This window comes from Streptomyces sp. BYX5S, assembly GCF_054724165.1.
Genome location: NZ_CM138829.1, coordinates 4641834 through 4659967 on the forward strand (window position 1 = coordinate 4641834; position 18134 = coordinate 4659967).

The following is an 18134-nucleotide window of genomic DNA, read 5'->3' on the forward strand; positions in this document are numbered from 1 at the left end:
CGTCGGCGGGCCGCGCCGCGCCGGTCGCGTCCAGGTCGCGCAGGCCCTCGCCCTCGACGTCGACGTTCGGCAGCGCGCGGTCGAGCCACTTCGGCAGCCACCAGGCGCCGCGCCCGATGAGCGCGAGCACCGCGGGCACGATCGCCATACGGACGACGAACGCGTCGAAGAAGACGGCGACGGCGAGTCCGAAGCCGATCATCTTGATCATGGATTCGGTGGAGCCGATGAAGCCCGCGAACACGGCCATCATGATGACCGCAGCCGCCGTGACCACGCGGGCGCTGTACCGGAACCCGGTGACGATCGCCTCCTTGGCCGTCTCCCCGTGGACGTAGGCCTCGCGCATCCGCGTCACGAGGAAGACCTCGTAGTCCATGGCGAGACCGAAGACGACACCCACCATGAAGATCGGCATCATCGACATCACGGGCCCGGTCTCCTCGACGCCCATGAGGTCGGCGAGCCAGCCCCACTGGAAGACGGCGACGACGGCGCCGAGCGCGGCGAGGACGGACAGCAGGAAGCCGAGCGCGGCCTTCAGCGGCACCAGGATCGAGCGGAAGACGACGATCAGGAGCAGGAAGGCGAGGCCGACGACGAGCGCGAGGTACGGCAGGAGCGCGTCGTTGAGCTTCTCCGAGACGTCGATGTTCATGGCGGTGGTGCCGGTGACCATCAGTTCGGCGCCGGTGTCGGCCTTGATGCCGTCCCCCGCGTCGCGGATGTTCTGCACCAGGTCCTCGGTGTCCGTCGAGGTCGGCTTCGACTTCGGGACGACGCTGAGCATGGCGGTGTCGCCGGACTTGTTGAAGCTGGCCGGGGTCACCACGGCGACGTCGTCGAGTCCCTTGACGGTCTTGGTGACCTCGCCGACGGCCGACTTCGGCGCCTGACTGTCCTTGGCGTCGACGACGACCATCAGCGGCCCGTTGAAACCGGGCCCGAAGCCGTCCGACAGCAGGTCGTAGGCCTTGCGCTGGGTGGTGTCGGTGGGCTGCGAACCGTCGTCGGGCAGGCCGAGTTCGAGGTCCATGGCGGGCACGGCGGCCGCGCCCAGGGCGACGACGCCGACCAGCAGCACGGCGACCGGGTGCTTCACGACGAGGCGCGCCCAGCGGGTGCCGAGGGCGGGCTTGGGTTCGGCGTGCTCGCCGTGCGCGTGGCCCGCTTCCCGCCCCGCGCTCTCGGCCTTGCGCTCCTTGCGGGCGCTCTTGGCTCCGGCGGGGCGCACCCGGCGCCGGGCGATGCCGAGCAGCGCGGGGATGAGGGTGAGCGCGACGAGGACGGCGACGACGACGGTGCCGGCGGCGGCGAAGCCCATCTTCGTCAGCATCGGGATGTTCACGACGGCGAGGCCGACGAGGGCGATGACGACGGTGAGCCCGGCGAAGACGACGGCCGAACCGGCGGTGCCCGCGGCGCGCCCGGCGGCCTCCTCGCGTTCGCGGCCCTCGGCGAGTTCGGCCCGGTACCGGGACACGATGAACAGCGCGTAGTCGATGCCGACGGCGAGGCCGATCATCATGGCGAGGGTCGACGTGGTGGAGTCCAGGTCGAGGGGCTTGGCGAGCACGGTGATGGCGGAGACGCCGATGCCGACGCCGAACAGGGCGGACACCAGCGGGAGTCCGGCCGCGATCAGCGAGCCGAGGGTGATGACGAGGACGACGGCGGCGACCACGACACCGATGACCTCGGTCGAGCCGGTCTCGGGCACGGTCTGGAGCGCGTCACCGCCGACCTCGACGGTCAGGCCGGTGTCGCGGGCCTCCTGTGCGGCGTCCTCCAGCGCGTCGCGCGAGGACTCCTCCAGCTCCATGCCGGAGACCTTGTACGACACCTGCGTGTAGGCGATGGTGCCGTCGCGGCTGACGGACTTGGTCCGATAGGGGTCGGTGGCGCTCTGCACTTCGGAGCCGCCGCCGAGTTCCTTGACGGTGTCGCGCACGGCGTCGCGGTGGGCGGCGGAGGTGATCTTCTCGCCGTCCGGTGCCTTGAACACGACGCGGGCGGTGGCGCCGTCGGCGCTGGCGCCGGGGAACCGCTGTTCCAGCAGGTCGAAGGCCTTCTGGGCTTCGGTGCCAGGAATCGAGAAGGAGGAGGATGCGGCCGTGGGCGCCTGCGAGGCGCCGACTCCGACGGCGGCGAGGACCGCCACCCAGAACAGGGCGACGACGTACCGTCGCCGGAAGGCGAATCGGCCCATGGTGTAGAGGAATCGAGCCACGAGGGCGTACTCCCGGTCAGGTCGTGAGGTGGTGCTGGGCAGGGGACTTCGGCCCGACGACGGTGAGCGGAGGCGTCAGGTGCGTGGGGGTTGTCGGTGGTGGGGGGATCAGGCGCAGAGGGCGGGGAGAACCACTGCGTCGATGTATGAGATGAGGTACTCCTGGGTGGGGGGCTGTTCGTCGATCATGTCGCGGGTCGCCATCGCCGCGACCATGAGGTGCAGCGTGTAGTCCATCGCCGGGTTGTCCCGGCGGATCTCGCCGCGGGCGACGGCGCGCTGAAGGACATGGTCGAGTTCCTCCAGTTCGGGGTCGATCAGCAACTCGCGGAACGCGTGCAGCAGATGGGGATCGCTGTGCATCGCCCTCGCGAGTCCCCGCATCAGCGCGGTCGAGTCCTCCACGGCGCCGTCGTCGTGGCGACGGGCCAGCGTGTGGAGGTCGCCGCGCAGAGTGCCGGTGTCGATCTCGGCGATGTCCACGGGCTTGTGGTGCCGCATCGCCTTGACGACGAGCGCGGCCTTCCCGCCCCACTGGCGGTAGAGCGTCGCCTTGCTGGAACGGGTGCGTGCCGCCACGGCGTCCATGGTCAGCGCGTCGTAGCCGACTTCACGCAGCAACGCGAGCACGGCCTCGTACAGCTCGGCCTCGCGCTCCGCTGTCATGCGTCTGCGCCGTCCGGCGCCGGCCTCGGACAAGCGGCATCACGTCCACATCTCGCGCGCCCGGCTTCTTTGCCGAACGAAACGGTTTCGTACGGCGGCAGACTATCCCCTCGCCCGGATGAAACGAAACCGTTTCGTACGTGGCCCGAGTCACGCCATGGGGAGGGCGGATCAGGGTACCGGTGGACGCTGTCCGACAATGACCGGCATGACCCGTGCCTGGACCGTCTCGCCCGAGCCCGCCGACTCCCCCGCCGCGCTCGCCCTGTGGCGCGCGTACTACACCGAGGTGAGCGACCGCTGGTTCCAGCTGCACGAGGGACGTGACACCCCGGCCGAGGAACTGGAGCGCGAGGTCGGCGCGGCGGACGACCGCGCCACCTTGACCCCGCCGCTCGGGGTGTTCCTGCTCGGCCGGTACGCGGGTGAGCCCGCCGGCACCGCCGGGGTGCGGCTCCTCGAAGGCCACGCCGACGCCGACGGCCCGGCCGCCGAGCTCACCCGTGTCTTCGTGCGCAAGGACGTACGCGGCACCGGCGGCGGCCCGGCCCTCCTGGCCGCCGCCGAGGACGCGGCGCGCGAGCTCGGCGCCGCCGTCGTGCTGCTGGACACCCGCGGCGACCTCACGGAGGCGTGGTCGCTGTACGAGCGCAGCGGCTACGCGCGCGCCGCGCCCCACAACCGGGCGGCGTACGCGGAGCGTTGGTACCGCAAACGCCTGTGAGCCGCCCGGCGGGGCGCCGTCAGACGCGGTCGCCGCGCAGCGAGGAGACGGTCACGCCGGGAGCCAGCCGCCCCTCGGTCACCTTGAGTCGGATGATCGCGGCGCGGCCACTGGCCAGGGCACGGTCCAGCGCCGGGGCGAACTCCTCGGTGGTGGTGACGGTTTCGCCGTGGGCACCGAACGCCTGGGCGTACAGGGCGAAGTCGGGGTTGCCGAGGGCCGTGCCACTGACCCGGCCGGGATACTCGCGCTCCTGGTGCACGCGGATCGTGCCGTACTGGGCGTTGTCGAGGACGAGGATCAGCGGGGTCGCGCCCTCGGCCACGGCGGTCGCCAGTTCCTGACCGTTCATCAGGAAGCAGCCGTCGCCCGCGACGGAGACCACGCGCCGGTCCGGGTGCAGGAGGGCGGCGGACACCGCGGCGGGCACGCCGTAGCCCATCGACCCGTTGCGCGGGCCGAGTTGGCGCATGCCCTCGCGGTACGTGAGGAAGCGCTGCGCCCAGATGGCGTGGTTGCCCGCGCCGAAGGTGACGATGGCGTCGGCGGGCAGCCGTGCGTCGAGCGTGGTGAAGACCGCTCCGAGGTCGAGCGCGTCGTCCTCCGGTTCCGGGGTGTGCCAGGCGAGGTAGGCCGCCCGGTCCCCCTTGGTGCGCTCCGTCCACGGCACCGGCCCGGCGGGCCGCAGGGCGCCTATCGCCGCGCCGAAGGCCTCGGGGGCGGCGACCAGGGTGAGTTCGGCCCGGTGCACCACGCCCGGCGGCTGGGCCTCGGGGAGCACCTGGACCACGCGCGGGCCCGCCCCGTCGCTTCCGACGGTCGGCAGCAGCCGGTATCCGTCGCTCGCCACGTCGCCCGGCGCCCCGCCGACGCTGATCAGCAGGTCCGCCTCCCGCACCCGAGCGGCGAGCGACGTGGCGCGCCCGTAGCCGAGGTTGCCGACGTAGACCTCGGCCTCGTTGTCCAGCAGGTCCTGGCAGCGGAAGTCGACCGCCACGGGCAGTGACCAGGACTCCGCCCAGGCCCGTACGTCCGCGCGCGCCCGGTCCGTCCAGCGGCTGCCGCCGAGGAGGAGCAGCGGGCGCTCTGCGGTGTGCAACATGGCTTCCAGCGCGGCGAGTTCCTCGGCGCTGACGCCGCCCGCGGGGACCGGCAGCGGCGTCGCGTCCACGACCTCGACGACGTCCGTGAGCATGTCCTCGGGGAGTCCGACGACCACCGGTCCCGGGCGCCCGCTGCTCGCGACGGCGAAGGCACGGGCCACGTACTCGGGGATGCGGGCCGCGTCCTGGACGGTCTCGACGAGCTTGGCGTGGGTGCCGAACGTGCCCTTGAGGTCCAGCTCCTGGAAGGCGTGCCGGTCGGTGTGGTCGCGCGGGACGAGGCCGACGAAGAGGACCAGCGGGGTGGCGTCCTGGTGGGCGGTGCCCAGGGCGACCAGCGCGTTGGTGGCGCCGGGCCCGCGCGTCGTGAGGCACACGCCGGGGCGTCCGGTGAGCTTTCCGTACGCCTCCGCCATGTATCCGGCGCCGCCCTCGTGGCGGCACACCACCATGCGGACCGGTGAGTCGTACAGGGCGTCGAGGACGGCGAGGTAGCTCTCGCCGGGCACGCCGTAGACGGTGTCGATGCCGTGGGCCCGGAGCTGGTCGACGAGGACCTGGCCGCCGGTGCGGGCGGGGTGCTGCTCGGTCATGCGGGAACCTTTGCGTTCAGGGTGGCGCTGGTGGGCAGGGAACCGTGACGGCGCAGCACGGTACCGGCCGCGACGGAGCCGGCGACCGTGCAGGCGGCCACGCCGACGAGGAGCAGCGCGGCTCCCCACGAGGCGCCGCCCGCGGCGCCGGTGACCGACGCCGCGATCAGCGGGATGAAGCCGCCGACGACACCGGCGAGGTTGTAGGACATGGCGACGGCGCTGTAGCGGAACTCGTCGGGGAAGAGGGAGGCGACGACCGCGCCGATCGGGCCGTACGGGATGGAGAGCGCGCCGATGCCGAGCGCGACGCCGAGGTACACCAGCGGGGTCTGCCGGGTGTCGACGAGCCAGAAGGCGGGGAACGCGGCCAGCATGGTGACGGCGGCGCCGATGGCGCACACCTTCCACGCGCCGATGCGGTCGGCGAGGCGCCCGCCGAGGACGATGACGACGACCTCGACGACGGCGCCGACCACGGTGGCGTTGAGCATCGTCTGTTTGTCGATGCCGAGTTCGCCGGTGCCGTAGCTGATGACGAAGGTGGTCATCAGGAAGAAGCCGCCGACGCCGAGGAGCGCGGCACCGACACCGACGATCATGCGGCCCCAGGTACGCCGGAACGCCTCGACGAGCGGCGCGGGCGGCGGTCCGTCGCGCTCGGCGTCCTCCTGCATGGCACGGAAGACCGGGGACTCCTCGATGCGTACGCGGAAGTAGAGCGCGAAGCCGAGCAGCGGGAACGCGGCGAGGAACGGCAGCCGCCAGCCCCAGGAGTAGAAGGCGTCGTCGGGCAGCATCCCGACGAGCGCGAAGGCGCCGCTGGACATCAACGTGCCGACCGGGGAGCCGAGTTGAGGCACGGACGAGTAGCTGCCGTGCTTCTCCTTCGGCGTGTGTTCCAGGGTGAGCAGCATCGCGCCCGACCACTCGCCGCCCACGGAGATGCCCTGGAGGAAGCGCAGCGCGGTGAGCAGAGCGGGCGCCCAGATGCCGATGGCGTCGTAACCGGGCAGCAGGCCGATGCAGCCGGTGGTGGCGCCCATCATGACGACGGTGATGATGAGCGAGACCTTGCGTCCGTAGCGGTCGCCGATGTGGCCGAAGAGCGCGGCGCCGATGGGGCGGGCCACGAAGCCGACGGCGAACGTGCCGAAGGAGGCGAGGGTGCCCGCGGTCGCGTTCAGGTCGGTGAAGAACAGCTTGTTGAAGACGAGCGCGGCGGCGGTGCCGTAGAGGAAGTAGTCGTACCACTCCAGGGCGGTGCCGCTGAACGCGGCGAACAACAGCCTTCTGACGTCCTTGAGGTGCGGCTGGGATGTCGTGCTCACGGGGTCTCCTGGGGAGGGGCGGCCTGGACGGCCGGAGCGGAAGGGGGACCGGAGCGTGCGGGTGCGGGTGCGGGTACGGGGGCGAGCGTGGACCGCCCGGCCCCGTACCCCTCGGGGATCAGGCGAAGTGGTGCAGTTGCGCGAGCGGCACCTCCCTCGCGGCCGGCGTGCCCGTCTCGACGCCGTCGACGAGGACGGGGGCGGGCTCGCGCGGCACCACCACGCGGGGCGTCGCCGTGTTGTGCAGCATGTCGGCGCGGGTCAGCCCGCGGCTGTCGCGGATCGGCGCGTACGTGAGTCCGCTCGGCAGGGCCGCCCGCGCGGCCCGGTCGGTGAGCGCGGCCTCGGCGACGAAGACCTTGGCGAGCCGGGCGGGGGCGGCGCCCAGCGCACCGAAGTACGGCTTGTAGACGCGGGGTTGGGTGAGCCGCGTCGAACCGGAGCCGGAGCCCGTGTTGCCCCAGGCGACGAAGCCGGACTTGATGACCAGCTCGGGCTTGGCGCCGAACCACTTGGGGTCCCACAGCACCAGGTCGGCCATCCGCCCGGCCTGCACGGTGCCGACCTCGTGGGCGAGCCCGTGCGCGAGCGCCGGGTTGAGGGTGATCTTCGCGAGGTAGCGCAGCACCCGCGCGTTGTCGGGGCGTTCCACTCCCCCGCCGCCGTTCGCGAGCGCCTGCACATGGGCGAGCTGCCAGGTCCTGCGGACGGTCTCCGCGATCCGGCCCATGCCCATGGAGTCGGAGTTGACGATGGAGATCGCGCCGAGGTCGTGCAGGGCGTTCTCGGCGGCGATGGCGTGCTCACGGATCCGCCCCTTCGAGATCGCGACGTCGCTCGCGGAGGCGTGGTTCTGCCGGTGCACGGTCATCGTCATCGGGAACAGCTCGCCGACCGTGTTCGGGGTGTACGGGACGGTGGGCGTCGTCGACGAGGGCAGGATGTTCGGCTCGGAGAGGATCTCCAGGAGGTCGGGGTGACCGCCGCCGCCCTCCACGTGGTAGGCGTGCACGGTGCGGCCGCGGGTGGCGCCGAGGGTGTCCCTCAGATATCCGGACTCGTTCATGGAGTCGGTGTGCAGCGCGACCGGCAGGTCGGCCTGTTCCGCGGTGTCGAGGCAGGTGTCGATGATGCGCGGCGTCGCCCCGAAGTCCTCGTGGATCTTGAAGCCGCCGGCTCCGGCGAGGGTGATCTCGTCGAGCAGGGCCCGTGAACTGGACGAACCGCGGGCCAGAAAGGCGATGTTGAGGGGGGTGCCCTGCCAGGCGCTCATCAGCGTGTGCAGGTTGTGCGTCGGGTTGCAGCCGATCTCCCACACGCCGCCGAGGCCCATGCCGACGAGCGTGGTGACTCCGGCGGACAGCGCGGCGGGCGCGACCTCCGGCGAGGACAGGTGGACGTGGCTGTCGACGACGCCGGGCGTGGCGATGAGCCCCTCCCCCGGCACCACGGAGGTGTGCGAGTCGATGGCGTACTCGACGTCCATCACGTCCGGGTTGCCGACGCCGCCGACGGAGACGATCCGGCCGTCCTTGATGCCGATGTCGGTCTTGCGCACGCCGAGCACCGGGTCCATGAGGACGACCCCGGCGACCACCATGTCGAGCGCCGACTCCCGGTCGGAGCGCGGTGAGGCGAGGAGCCCGTCGCGGACCGTCTTGCCGCAGCCGCCGAGGAGTTCGTCGCCCGGGGTGCCGTCGTCGGCCTCGACCTCCACCCACAGGCAGGTGTCGCCGAGCCGGATCCGGTCGCCGGTCGTGGGCCCGTACAGGGCGTGGTACGTGCGGCGGTCGACGCTGGTCATGCGCGCTCCTCGGGCGAACGGGGCGTACGGTCTCGGTGGCTGGCGGGGATGACGACGACCTCGCGCCGTTCACCGGGTTCGAAGGCGAGGGCGGTGCCCGCGGGGATGTCGAGGCGCAGGCCGCGCGCCGTCTCCCGGTCGAGTTCGAGCGCCTGGTTCGCCTCGTGCAGCGGGTAGTGCGAGGAGAGGTAGACGACGCGGTCGCCGGTGTTGTGGATGGTGAGGGCGGAGCGCGGGCGGCCCACGTTGATCTCGACGGGTGGCGCGTCGGCGGTGCGGACGGCTCCCGGCCCCTCGGCACTGGCGGGACCGATCGGCCGGTCCACCGCGACCAGCGACGTACCGCTCGGGAACAGCGCCTCCACCTGCACGGTCGTCACCATGTCGGCGACACCGTCCAGCACGTCGTCCACGGTGAGCACCCGCTCCGCCACCTCGATCACCTCGTCGAGGCCCAGACCGTCCCAGGCGGCCTCCAGGATCTCGTCGCAGATCAGGGCGATCGCCTCGGGGGCGTTGAGGCGGCGGCCGCGGGCACGGCGTCTGCGGGCGAGTTCGGCGACGGTGAACAGCTGGAGCCGTTCCTGTTCGCGAGGGGTCAGGTGCACGGTCGAACGGCCCTCCTGGTCGGCGGGCCCCGGACACTGCGTCCAGGGATCGCACCAGGATCCTTGGCAGCGCGCACGAAACCAACGTTGAAACATCGCCGCCGCGCCACGGAGAATTGGTCACATGCACAATTCCCAGGACCGGGGCGCCGGTCTGCCGCAGCCCCGGACGCCGCTCCAGCCGCTCCCGCCGGCGTCGCCGCGGATCGCGGAGCTCGCCGGGCAGTGCCTCGACACGGTCGACGACCTGATCGGCGACTGGCTGGAGATGGTCGAACCGGTGCGCACCTCGTACGCGACGCAGGTGCCGGACGCGCAGTTCCGTGACTCGGCCTGGCAGGCCTTCGAGCTGCTGCTGCGCACGGTCGCGCATCTGCCGGTGCCGCCGCAGGTCGCGGGGGTGTCGCAGCGGGTGGGCGAGGAGCGGGCCCGGCAGGGGGTGCCGCTGGACGCGCTCCTGGAGGCGGCGCGCCTGGACTTCCGGGTGGTGTGGCAGGCGCTCGTGAACCGGGCCGAGCCGGAGGACATGGCCGACCTGGCGGGCTCGGCGTACCACGTGTGGGAGGCCGTGGAGCGGCACGTCACTGGGATCATGACCGCGTACCAGCGCACGGTCCTGGAGATGGGGCGCCGCGAGGAGGACGAGCGGCGGATGTGGTTCGCGCGGCTGCTGGAGAGCGAGGGGCGCAATCCGACCGTGGTGCGCGACGCGGGGCTCGCGCTCGGGTTCGCCGACGACGGGCGGTTCCTGTGCGCGGCGTCGTCGGCGGCGGACGGGCCGGGGCTGCGGCGGGCGGCCGCCGCGCTGCGGGCCGCGGGGGCGGCGGTGCAGCAGCAGATGGTGGGCGGCGACGCGGTGCTCGTCGTACGGCTCAGCGGGCGCACCACGCGGTCGCACGTACTGGAGCTGCTCCAGGGGTCGCCCTGCGGGATAGCCACGCCGGCCGCCGGGCTCGCCGCGGTGCCGCGCGCCACGAAGCTGGCGATCGCGACGGCGCAGGTGCTGCCCGCGCAGGCGTGCGCGCCGCGGCTGCTGGAGGACAGCTGGCTGGACGTGCTCGCGCACCGGGCCGGGGACTTCGGGCGTGAGCTGGCGGCGGATGTGCTGGGGGCGTTGTGGGGGCCGGGGGTCCCGGCGGCGGAGGCGGAGCGGTTGCTGGAGACCGTGCGGACCCATTTGGCGGGGTCGGGGTCGATCGCGGACACGGCCGAGGCGTTGTACTGCCATCGGAACACCGTGCAGTACCGGTTCAACCGGTTCCACGAGCTGACGGGGCGGGATGTGCGGAGGCCGGACGACGCGGCGTTGTTGGCGGTGGCGTTGCGTGTGCGGTGAGGTGGGCGGGCCGCCGGCGGGGCTTGAGGGGCCGAATCGTCGTCGGCGTCCGTATTGGTTAGCGTTTGCGTGTGGTTGGTGACAAGAAGCGCACGTGGGTCGTGGTCGGCGTCGTGGGGGTGGTGGTTGCCGCTCTCGTGGTGGTGGGGCTGGTCGTGATGCTCCGTCAGGAGGGTCCCTCGCGGGCCGAGAAGGTCGTGATCCCGGAGGGCTATCGTGCGAGTCAGGTGTACGAGGCCGTGGACAAGGCGCTCGACGTCGACGGCGGGACCACGCAGAAGGCCGTCGCGAAGGCGGACCTCAATCTGCCGCGCGACGCGGGTGGCAACCCGGAGGGGTACCTCTTCCCGGCCACCTATCCGGTCGACAAGGACACCACCTCCGCGTCCCTGCTGTCGTACATGACCAACACCGCCGACCAGCGGCTGAAGGCGGACCGGGTCACGCGGGGCGCGGACGCCAACGCCGTCACGGTCTACGAGACGGTGATCATCGCCAGCATCGTGCAGGCGGAGGCCGACACCCACGACGACATGGGCAAGGTGGCCCGCGTCGTCTACAACCGGCTCGACCGCGGCATGCCGCTCCAGATGGACTCCACCATCAACTACGCCCTGGACCGCTCGACCCTCGACACCACCCACGACGACACGAGAACCGACAGCCCGTACAACACGTACCGGCACAAGGGGCTGCCGCCGACGCCCATCGGCAATCCGGGGCAGGACGCCCTCGACGCGGCCATCGATCCGCCCGAGGGCGACTGGCTGTACTTCGTGACGGTCGCGCCGGGCGACACCCGGTTCACGGACGACTACGAGGAACAGAAGAAGAACGTCGAGGAGTTCAACTCGCGTCAGGCGAGCGCCAAGGAGTAGCGCGCGAGGTGCGGCGCGAAGGCGGGGTGCTCGGACAGCCGGCGTACGTAGGCGGACAGGCGCGGGTGGACCGTCGTCCGGTGCGCGACGTCGGGGCGGACCAGCGCCGACCACAGCCGCACGTCGGCGAGGGTGAGCCGGTCGAACAGGATGTACTCGCGGCCCGCGAGGCGCCGTTCGAGGACGCCCAGGGCGCGCGACACGGTGGCGGTGCCGGTGTCGTCGCCCCGCCGAGCGGGCCCGGTGATGCCCCGCTCGCACAGCCGGCCCACCGCCTCGACCTCCGCCTCCCCGCCGCGCGGGAGGAGTGCGGTGCCGCCCTCGCCGCCGAAATGGCGTGCCAGGTCGCGCAGGATGTCACCGGCGTGGGTGCTGACGATCCGCCCGGACCAGTCGTCGCTGAGCACCGGCGCGAGGGCCGGGCCGGGGTGCTGGTGGGAGGTGGCCTCGTACAGCGGTACCAGCGACCGGTGCCCGCCGCCGGGTGCGTCGGGGGCGGCGGGCAGCAGGGTGACCGGGAGGGTGTCGTCGAGACCGAGCAGGCTGTGGGTGACGGCGATCTGGAGGCAGCACGGACAGGCGGGTGACAGGTGGAGGCGGTAGCGGTGCGGCGCGGCGTAGTAGCCGCTGCGCGCGTCGCAGCCGATCCGGCTCCGGATGGACGACGGCGCGGCGGAGGGGGCGGTGGCGGACATGCGTCTCCCTGGGGGTGCTCGATCACGGGCATGGGGGCATGCGTACGGACACACGTTCAGGCATACGGGGACGACGGCACGCGGCGGCTTCGGCACGGCCGGGACGGGGTGGGGGCGCGGGGGTGTCAGGCGGGCGCGGCGAGCCGGCCGACGCGTGGCGTGCGCGGGGAACTCGCCGCGCTGCACACCCGCGCGAGGTCGATGTGCCGGCGGGACGTGAGCCGGGGCAGTGCCCCGACGGCGGCACGGACGGCCGCTCGGCCGAGGTCGCGCGCCACACCGCCCATGATTCCCTACCGTTTCACTAGGATTCCCATAGAGGAGTGTGTGGCCGGGCCGACGCCGCGTCAAGAGCGGTTCCACTCCTCGGCCAGCAGCTCGTAGGAGCGGACCCGGTCGGCGTGGTCGTGGGTGATGGTCGTGATGAGCAGTTCGTCGGCGCCGGTGGCCTCCTGGAGCTGCTGGAGGCGGCGGACCACCGTGGTCGGCGAGCCGACGAACTGCGTGTCGAGCCGGTCCTGCACGAGAGCCCGGTCGGCCTCGGTCCACGCGTGCTTTCGTGCCTCCTCCGGCGTGGGGAAGTCGATGGCGCCCTCGGCGGTGCGGATGCTGCGCACCCACAGGCCGTAGCCGGTGGCGAGTTCGCGGGCGGTGGCGTCGTCCTCGGCGACGACGACGTCGGCGGAGACGCTGACGTACGGCTTGTCGAGGGTGTCGGAGGGCCGGAAGAAGGACCGGTAGCCCTCCACCGCCTCCAGGACCGTGGCGGGGCTGACGTGGTAGTTCGCGGCGAACGGCAGCCCGCGCGCGCCCGCGGCCTCGGCGCTCTCGCCGCCGCTGCTGCCGAGGATCCACACCTCGACGTCGGCGCCCTCCCCCGGGACGACGTGTGCCTCGACGCCCTCCGGCGAGCGGTAGTCACCGGCGAGCAGGGCGAGGATGTCGTCGATCTGCTCGGCGTAGTCCTGCGCCTGCGCGCCGGGCTGCTGAAGCAGCCTGCGTTGCAGTGCGACGCGGGGCGAGCCGAGGAGGTGTTCGAAGGAGAAGCGCGGCGGGATCACCAGCCCGTTGGGGGCCGCGCCGTCGACGACAGGTGTCGCCGTCGCCACGGGGGCCGACGGCTGTGCGGGCGGGCGGCCGCCGGAGCGGCCGAGGCCCAGGTCGATCCGGCCCGGGTGCAGGGCGTCGAGCAGCCCGAACTCCTCCACCGTGGACAGGGCGGTGCGGTGCCCGAGCTGGACGGCGCCGGAGCCGAGCCGGATGGTCTCGGTGGCGGCCGCGGTCAGGGCGAGGACGACGGCGGGCGAGGTGCCCGCGACGCCGGGGTTGAGGTGGTGTTCGGCGAACCAGTGGCGGGCGTAGCCGAGGCGCTCGGCGTGCTGGGCGAGGTCGATGGAGTTGCGCAGCGCGTCGGCCGCCGTCGCGCCGCTGGGGATCGGGACGAGGTCCAGTACGGCGAGGGGGATGTCAGACATGGGTGGGCTCCTGGGTCGGCAGGGGGACGTCGTCGGGGTGGGCGAGGCCGAGGTGGTCGCGCAGGGTGGTGCCCTCGTACTCCGTACGGAAGACGCCCTGTTCTTGGAGGAGCGGCACCACGCGATCGGCGAAGCCGTCGAGGCCGCCGGGGGTGAGGTGCGGGACGAGGATGAAGCCGTCGGCGGCGTCGGCCTGGACGTACGCGTTGATCGTCCGGGCGATGGTGGCCGGGGAGCCGACGAAGTTCTGCCGGTTGCCGGTGTGGATGACGAGGTCGCGGATGGACCACTGGTTGGCGGCGGCGAGTTCCCGCCATGCGCGGGCGGTGGCGAGCGGGTCCCGGTACATGCGGACCTGGGCGCGGCCCTCGGCGATGTGGGTGTCACCGACGTCCGGGTCGATGTCGGGCAGCGGCCCGTCCGGGTCGTAGGCGGACAGGTCCCGGTTCCAGACGAACTCCAGGTGCTTGAGGGCGGTGGCGCCGCTGACCTGGCGGCGGCGCACCTCGCGGGCGAGTTCCTCGGCCTCCGCGTCGGTGTCGGCGAGGGCGAAGGTGGCGGCGGGCAGGATGAGCAGCTGGTCGTGGCGGCGGCCGTACGGGGCGAGGCGCGCCTTGACGTCCGCGTAGAAGGCGCGGCCCGCGTCGAGGGTGCCGTGCCGGCTGAAGATGGCGTCGGCCTCGGCGGCGGCGAACTCGCGGCCCTCCTCGGAGTCGCCGGCCTGGAAGACGACGGGGCGGCCCTGCGGGGAGCGGGGGACGTTGAACTGGCCGTGGATGTCGAAGTGTTGGCCGGTGTGCACGAAGGAGCCGGCCTTGGCGTCGCGCAGGAAGGCGCCGGTCTCCTGGTCGGCGAGGATCTCGTCGCCGTGCCAGGAGTCGAGGAGTTCGTTGGTGGTGGCGAGGAACTCCCGTGCGCGCGAGTAGCGTTCGCGCTGCGGGAGGAAGCCGCCGCGCCGGAAGTTCTCGCCGGTGAAGGCGTCCCAGGACGTGACGACGTTCCAGGCGGAGCGGCCGCCGGAGAGGTGGTCGAGGCTCGCGAACTGGCGGGCCACCTCGTAGGGCTCGTTGAACGTGGAGTTGATGGTGCCGGTCAGTCCGAGGCGGTCGGTGACGGCGGCGAGCGCGGCGAGGACGGTGAAGGTGTCGGGGCGGCCGACGACGTCCAGGTCGTAGAGGTGGCCGCCCTGTTCGCGCAGGCGCAGTCCTTCGGCGAGGAACAGGAAGTCGAACTTGGCGCGTTCGGCGGTGCGCGCGAAGTGCGCGAAGGAGCTGAACTCTATGTGGCTGCCGGCCTGCGGGTCGCTCCACACGGTGGTGTTGTTGACGCCGGGGAAGTGGGCGGCGAGGTGGATCTGCTTCAGTGGCTTGCCCGTGGTGTCGTTCGGGGTCTTGTCTGGCTGCTGGGGCACGGTGGTGTCTCCTCTCCCGCTCAGGCGGTCGCGGTCGCGTAGCGGTTGGCGGGGCGGGCGAGGCCCAGGTGGCCGCGCAGGGTGTCGGCCTCGTAGGCGCGGCGGAAGGCGTCGCGGCGCTGGAGTTCGGGGACGAGGCCCCGGGTGATCGCCGGGAGGTCGTGGCCCACGACGGCGGGCCGCAGCCGGAACCCGGTGAGCCCCGCGGCCCCCAACTCCACTAGCAGGTCTGCGAGTTGTGCGGGTGTCCCGGCGAAGATCCGGGCGTCGCTCGTCCAGGGCTCTCCCGCGAGCGCGTCGAGCCGGTCCCTGCGGGCGAGGGCGGCGCCGGGCTCCTCGTCGAGGAAGACCACCAGGTCGCCGAAGACGTGCAGGGGCTGCTCCGCCCGTCCCGCCGTGTCCTGCGCGGCGCGGATCCGGCCGACGATGTCGCGGGCCTGTTCGGCGTCGTGCGGGGTGACGTACCCGATGTCGGCGGCGCGGCCCACGAGCCCGTACGGGATCGTGTCGTGGGCGAGGGCGGTGACGGGTGGCTGGCCCTGGGGCGGGCGGGGTGTGATGGAGGGGCCGCGGACGCGGAAGCGCGGCCCCTGGAAGTCGATGTAGTGCAGCTTGTCGCGGTCGATGAAGCGGCCCGTGGCGGCGTCCCGGATCTCGGCGTCGTCCTCCCAGCTGTCCCACAGCCGCCGCAGGACCTCCACGTAGTCGGCGGCCTCGTCGAAGAGTTCGGTCACCGACTCGGCGGCGTCCGGGCTGTCGTAGGCGTCGATGCGGGGGACGGTGCGGCGGCCGAAGTGGGCGGCCTCGTTCGGCCGGGCGGTGATCTGCACGCGCACCCCGGCGCGGCCGGAGCTGACGTAGTCGAGGGTGGCGATGGCCTTGGAGAGGTGGAACGGTTCGGTGTGGGTGACCACGGCGGTCGGGACGAGGCCGATGCGCCGGGTCAGCGGGGCGACGCGGGAGGCGATCAGGACGGCGTCGAGGCGGCCGCGCACCTGGTCGGTGCGCTCGTCCGGGTCGAGGAAGTGCGAGGACTGGGGGCCGAGGCCGTCCTCGATGGTGACGAAGTCGAGCAGTCCGCGCTCGGCCTCGGCGACGAGGTCCGCCCAGTACGCGGCGGTGAACAGGTCGTGCGGGCGGGCGGCCGGCTCGCGCCACGAGGCGGGGTGCCAGCCGGTGCCGTCGAGGGCGACGGCGAGGTGGAGCGGAGGAGGGGATGTCACGACGGGTGCCTTCCTGGAGGTGGGTGCGGGGCGGGGCGGCCGGTCGGTCACGTGGCGTTCCGGGGCAGGCCCGGCGGGTTGATCCGCGACGTCTTCACGGCCTCGTCGGACAGTCCCCAGCGCTTCAGGACCTTCGCGTAACTCCCGTCGTCGATCACGTGGTTGAGGGCGTCGGCGAGCGCCTTGACCAGGCCGTTGTCCTTCTTGGTGGTGGCGGCGATGAGCCCCTGGAGCCGGGCGCCCGCACCGGAGTAGGTGCCGACGACCTCGGTCCTGCCGGTGCTGGCCGCGTGGTAGGCGGCGGTGGGGTTGGGGCCGAGGTAGAGGTCGATGCGGCCGGACTGGAGGGCGAGGTAGGTGTCGCTGTCGTTCTGGTAGTACTTGATGTCGACCGGCTTCCGGCCGGCCTTCACGTTGTCCTCGCTCCACTCGATGAGCAGCTTCTCCTGGTTGGTTCCGCTGCTGACGGCGACGGTCTTCCCGGCCACGTCCTCGGGTCCGGTGACCTTCAGGCCGCTGCCCTTCTTCGCCTCGAACCCCAGGTTGTCCTCCCGGTAGGTGGCGAAGTCGTACTTCTCCTTGCGTTCCTCGGTGACCGTGATGTTGCTCAGGCCCACGTCGTACTTGCCGCTGTCGAGGCCGACGAAGATGTTCTCCCAGGAGGCGCTGGTGCGGTGCACCTTGAGGCCGAGGACGTCGGCCACGAGGTGGGCGAGGTCGGGCTCGACGCCGATGACGGTCTTGTTGTCGGTGGCGTGGAAGCCGAGCGGCGCGGCGGAGCCGGAGGAGCCGATGACCTCAAGGGTGCCTCTGTCGCGGATCCGCTCGGGCACCTCGGCGGCTATCGCGTCGACCTTGCCGGTGGTGACGCGGTCCTGGTCGGGGCTGAGGTTGATCTTCGCCTTGGCCCCGGATCCGTCCGCGACCTCGGTCGTGCCGCCGTCGGAGGGGTTGCCGCACGCGGCGAGGAGCAGGGCGGAGGCGAGTCCGAGCGCGGCGGTCGCGGTGGTGCGGCGGCGCAGGAGGAAGGTGGCGGTCACGGTCGTTCTCCTTGGGTGCGGGGCGCTCGGAGCGGGGTGCGGGCGAGGCGGCGCAGGCGCTGGAGCGGGGTGGGCGGCGAGGTGCGGTCGGTGCCCCGGGCGTAGCGGCGTTCGACGTAGTACTGGGCGATGGAGAGCAGCGAGGTCAGCACGACGTACCAGGCGGTGGCGACGAGCAGCAGCGGGATGACCCGGCCGTTGCGGCCGTAGATGACCTGCGCCTGGTAGAAGAGCTCGCCGATGGACATCACGTAGACGACCGAGGTGCCCTTGAGCAGGCCGATGATCTCGTTGCCCGCGGTGGGCAGGATGGCGCGCATGGCCTGCGGCAGCACGATGCGGCGGATCTGCCGCAGGCGCGGGATGCCGAGCGCGGCCGCGGCCTGCGACTGTCCCGGGTCGACGGAGAGCACGCCGCCGCGGACGATCTCGGCGGCGTACGCGGCCTGGTGCAGGGTCAGGCCGATGATCGCGGCGCCGATGGTGCCGATGAGGCTGTTGCTGTCGACGGACCAGAGGACCGGGCCGAAGGGGATGCCGACGCCCAACTCCTGGTAGAGGGCGCTGAGATTGAACCAGAAGACCAGCTGGACGATCATCGGGATGGAGCGGAAGACCCAGATGTACGTCCAGGCGACGGTCTGGAGCACCGGGCTGCGGGACATCCGCATGAACGCGATGACGGTTCCGAGGAGGAACCCCAGCACCGTCGCGTAGGCGGTGAGTTGGAGGGTCACCCAGACGGCCCGCACGATCGTCTCGGACAGGACGTAGTCACGGAAGACGTGCCATTCCCACACGGGGTTGGTGAGCAGGCCGTGCGCGAACTGGGCGACGAGCACGAGGACGGCGGTGGCCGCCACCCAGCGGGCGTAGTGACGGACGGGGACGACCTTGAGGCCGTCCGGGGCCACTCCCCCGACGGCCCGCGTCTGGGCGGGAAGGTGTTTTTCGAAGGGCAGCGGGCCGATCGTCTCGGGGTCGGCCGAGGTGTCGAAGAGCGGCGTGTATCCGGTC

At 72.3% G+C, this 18134-nt stretch carries 15 protein-coding genes and 1 pseudogene; 3 read left to right on the plus strand and 13 right to left on the minus strand.

The features are described from left to right. Position 1 precedes the first annotated feature (1 nt). Positions 2–2230, minus strand: a pseudogene (locus ACYBSK_RS21200) (MMPL family transporter); the annotation flags it as partial. A 108-nt stretch (positions 2231–2338) separates the two neighbouring features. Continuing rightward, positions 2339–2896, minus strand: coding sequence for a TetR/AcrR family transcriptional regulator (locus ACYBSK_RS21205; RefSeq protein WP_457478757.1), 558 nt, complete (start codon positions 2894–2896; stop codon positions 2339–2341). A gap of 199 nt (positions 2897–3095) precedes the next feature. Between ACYBSK_RS21205 and ACYBSK_RS21210 the strand changes: the two genes are divergently transcribed. After that, positions 3096–3620 (plus strand): GNAT family N-acetyltransferase, encoded by a 525-nt coding sequence (locus ACYBSK_RS21210; protein ID WP_460242880.1) that lies wholly within the window; start codon positions 3096–3098, stop codon positions 3618–3620. Positions 3621–3639: 19 nt separating this feature from the next. Here ACYBSK_RS21210 and ACYBSK_RS21215 read toward each other — a convergent pair whose 3' ends face one another. From ACYBSK_RS21215 to ureA, 4 genes are all read right to left on the minus strand, one after another. Beyond that, on the minus strand, positions 3640–5316 hold the full coding sequence (locus ACYBSK_RS21215; protein ID WP_460242881.1) for a thiamine pyrophosphate-binding protein: 1677 nt from the start codon (positions 5314–5316) through the stop codon (positions 3640–3642). Then, positions 5313–6647 carry an MFS transporter gene (locus tag ACYBSK_RS21220; RefSeq protein WP_460242882.1) on the minus strand — a complete coding sequence of 445 codons (1335 nt, stop codon included), beginning with the start codon at positions 6645–6647 and terminating at the stop codon, positions 5313–5315. The genes ACYBSK_RS21215 and ACYBSK_RS21220 overlap by 4 nt, the downstream gene beginning before the upstream one ends. 118 nt (positions 6648–6765) lie before the next feature. Then, entirely contained in the window at positions 6766–8451 is a 1686-nt protein-coding gene (locus ACYBSK_RS21225; RefSeq protein ID WP_460242883.1) for an urease subunit alpha, read from the minus strand. Next, complete coding sequence (gene ureA / locus ACYBSK_RS21230) at positions 8448–9059, minus strand: urease subunit gamma (RefSeq protein ID WP_460242884.1); 612 nt, start codon at positions 9057–9059, stop codon at positions 8448–8450. The genes ACYBSK_RS21225 and ureA overlap by 4 nt, the downstream gene beginning before the upstream one ends. A 124-nt stretch (positions 9060–9183) precedes the next feature. On the opposite strand from ureA, the gene ACYBSK_RS21235 reads away from it, so the two are divergent. Continuing rightward, complete coding sequence (locus ACYBSK_RS21235) at positions 9184–10395, plus strand: PucR family transcriptional regulator (RefSeq protein WP_460242885.1); 1212 nt, start codon at positions 9184–9186, stop codon at positions 10393–10395. Between the two features lie 71 nt (positions 10396–10466). After that, positions 10467–11273, plus strand: coding sequence for an endolytic transglycosylase MltG (gene mltG, locus ACYBSK_RS21240; RefSeq protein WP_457478764.1), 807 nt, complete (start codon positions 10467–10469; stop codon positions 11271–11273). Here mltG and ACYBSK_RS21245 read toward each other — a convergent pair. From ACYBSK_RS21245 to ACYBSK_RS21275, 7 genes are all read right to left on the minus strand, one after another. After that, positions 11252–11968, minus strand: a complete 717-nt coding sequence (locus ACYBSK_RS21245) for a glutathione S-transferase C-terminal domain-containing protein (RefSeq protein ID WP_460242886.1) — start codon at positions 11966–11968, stop codon at positions 11252–11254. The genes mltG and ACYBSK_RS21245 overlap by 22 nt on opposite strands. A 125-nt stretch (positions 11969–12093) precedes the next feature. Beyond that, positions 12094–12255: a hypothetical protein gene (locus ACYBSK_RS21250; protein WP_457478766.1), complete on the minus strand. Its 162-nt coding sequence runs from the start codon at positions 12253–12255 to the stop codon at positions 12094–12096. 60 nt (positions 12256–12315) lie between these two features. Continuing rightward, the gene (locus tag ACYBSK_RS21255) at positions 12316–13443 is read right to left on the minus strand and encodes an MsnO8 family LLM class oxidoreductase (RefSeq protein WP_460242887.1); all 1128 of its coding nucleotides are present in this window, start codon (positions 13441–13443) and stop codon (positions 12316–12318) included. Next, positions 13436–14854, minus strand: coding sequence for an NtaA/DmoA family FMN-dependent monooxygenase (locus tag ACYBSK_RS21260; protein ID WP_460242888.1), 1419 nt, complete (start codon positions 14852–14854; stop codon positions 13436–13438). The genes ACYBSK_RS21255 and ACYBSK_RS21260 overlap by 8 nt, the downstream gene beginning before the upstream one ends. 20 nt (positions 14855–14874) lie before the next feature. Then, entirely contained in the window at positions 14875–16077 is a 1203-nt protein-coding gene (locus ACYBSK_RS21265) for an LLM class flavin-dependent oxidoreductase (protein ID WP_460242889.1), read from the minus strand. Positions 16078–16124: 47 nt separating this feature from the next. Beyond that, on the minus strand, positions 16125–17117 hold the full coding sequence (locus ACYBSK_RS21270) for an ABC transporter substrate-binding protein (protein ID WP_460242890.1): 993 nt from the start codon (positions 17115–17117) through the stop codon (positions 16125–16127). After that, the gene (locus ACYBSK_RS21275) at positions 17114–18079 is read right to left on the minus strand and encodes an amino acid ABC transporter permease (RefSeq protein WP_460247071.1); all 966 of its coding nucleotides are present in this window, start codon (positions 18077–18079) and stop codon (positions 17114–17116) included. Before ACYBSK_RS21275 ends, ACYBSK_RS21270 begins: the two co-directional genes overlap by 4 nt. Positions 18080–18134 lie beyond the last annotated feature (55 nt).

Bases quoted from the DNA above. Each gene is read 5' to 3' on its own strand.
- ACYBSK_RS21205 (WP_457478757.1), bottom strand. From the start codon at position 2,896: ATGACAGCGGAGCGCGAGGCCGAGCTGTACGAGGCCGTGCTCGCGTTG.
- ACYBSK_RS21210 (WP_460242880.1), top strand. From the start codon at position 3,096: ATGACCGGCATGACCCGTGCCTGGACCGTCTCGCCCGAGCCCGCCGAC.
- ACYBSK_RS21215 (WP_460242881.1), bottom strand. From the start codon at position 5,316: ATGACCGAGCAGCACCCCGCCCGCACCGGCGGCCAGGTCCTCGTCGAC.
- ACYBSK_RS21225 (WP_460242883.1), bottom strand. From the start codon at position 8,451: ATGACCAGCGTCGACCGCCGCACGTACCACGCCCTGTACGGGCCCACG.
- ACYBSK_RS21235 (WP_460242885.1), top strand. From the start codon at position 9,184: ATGCACAATTCCCAGGACCGGGGCGCCGGTCTGCCGCAGCCCCGGACG.
- ACYBSK_RS21245 (WP_460242886.1), bottom strand. From the start codon at position 11,968: ATGTCCGCCACCGCCCCCTCCGCCGCGCCGTCGTCCATCCGGAGCCGG.
- ACYBSK_RS21250 (WP_457478766.1), bottom strand. From the start codon at position 12,255: ATGGGCGGTGTGGCGCGCGACCTCGGCCGAGCGGCCGTCCGTGCCGCC.
- ACYBSK_RS21255 (WP_460242887.1), bottom strand. From the start codon at position 13,443: ATGTCTGACATCCCCCTCGCCGTACTGGACCTCGTCCCGATCCCCAGC.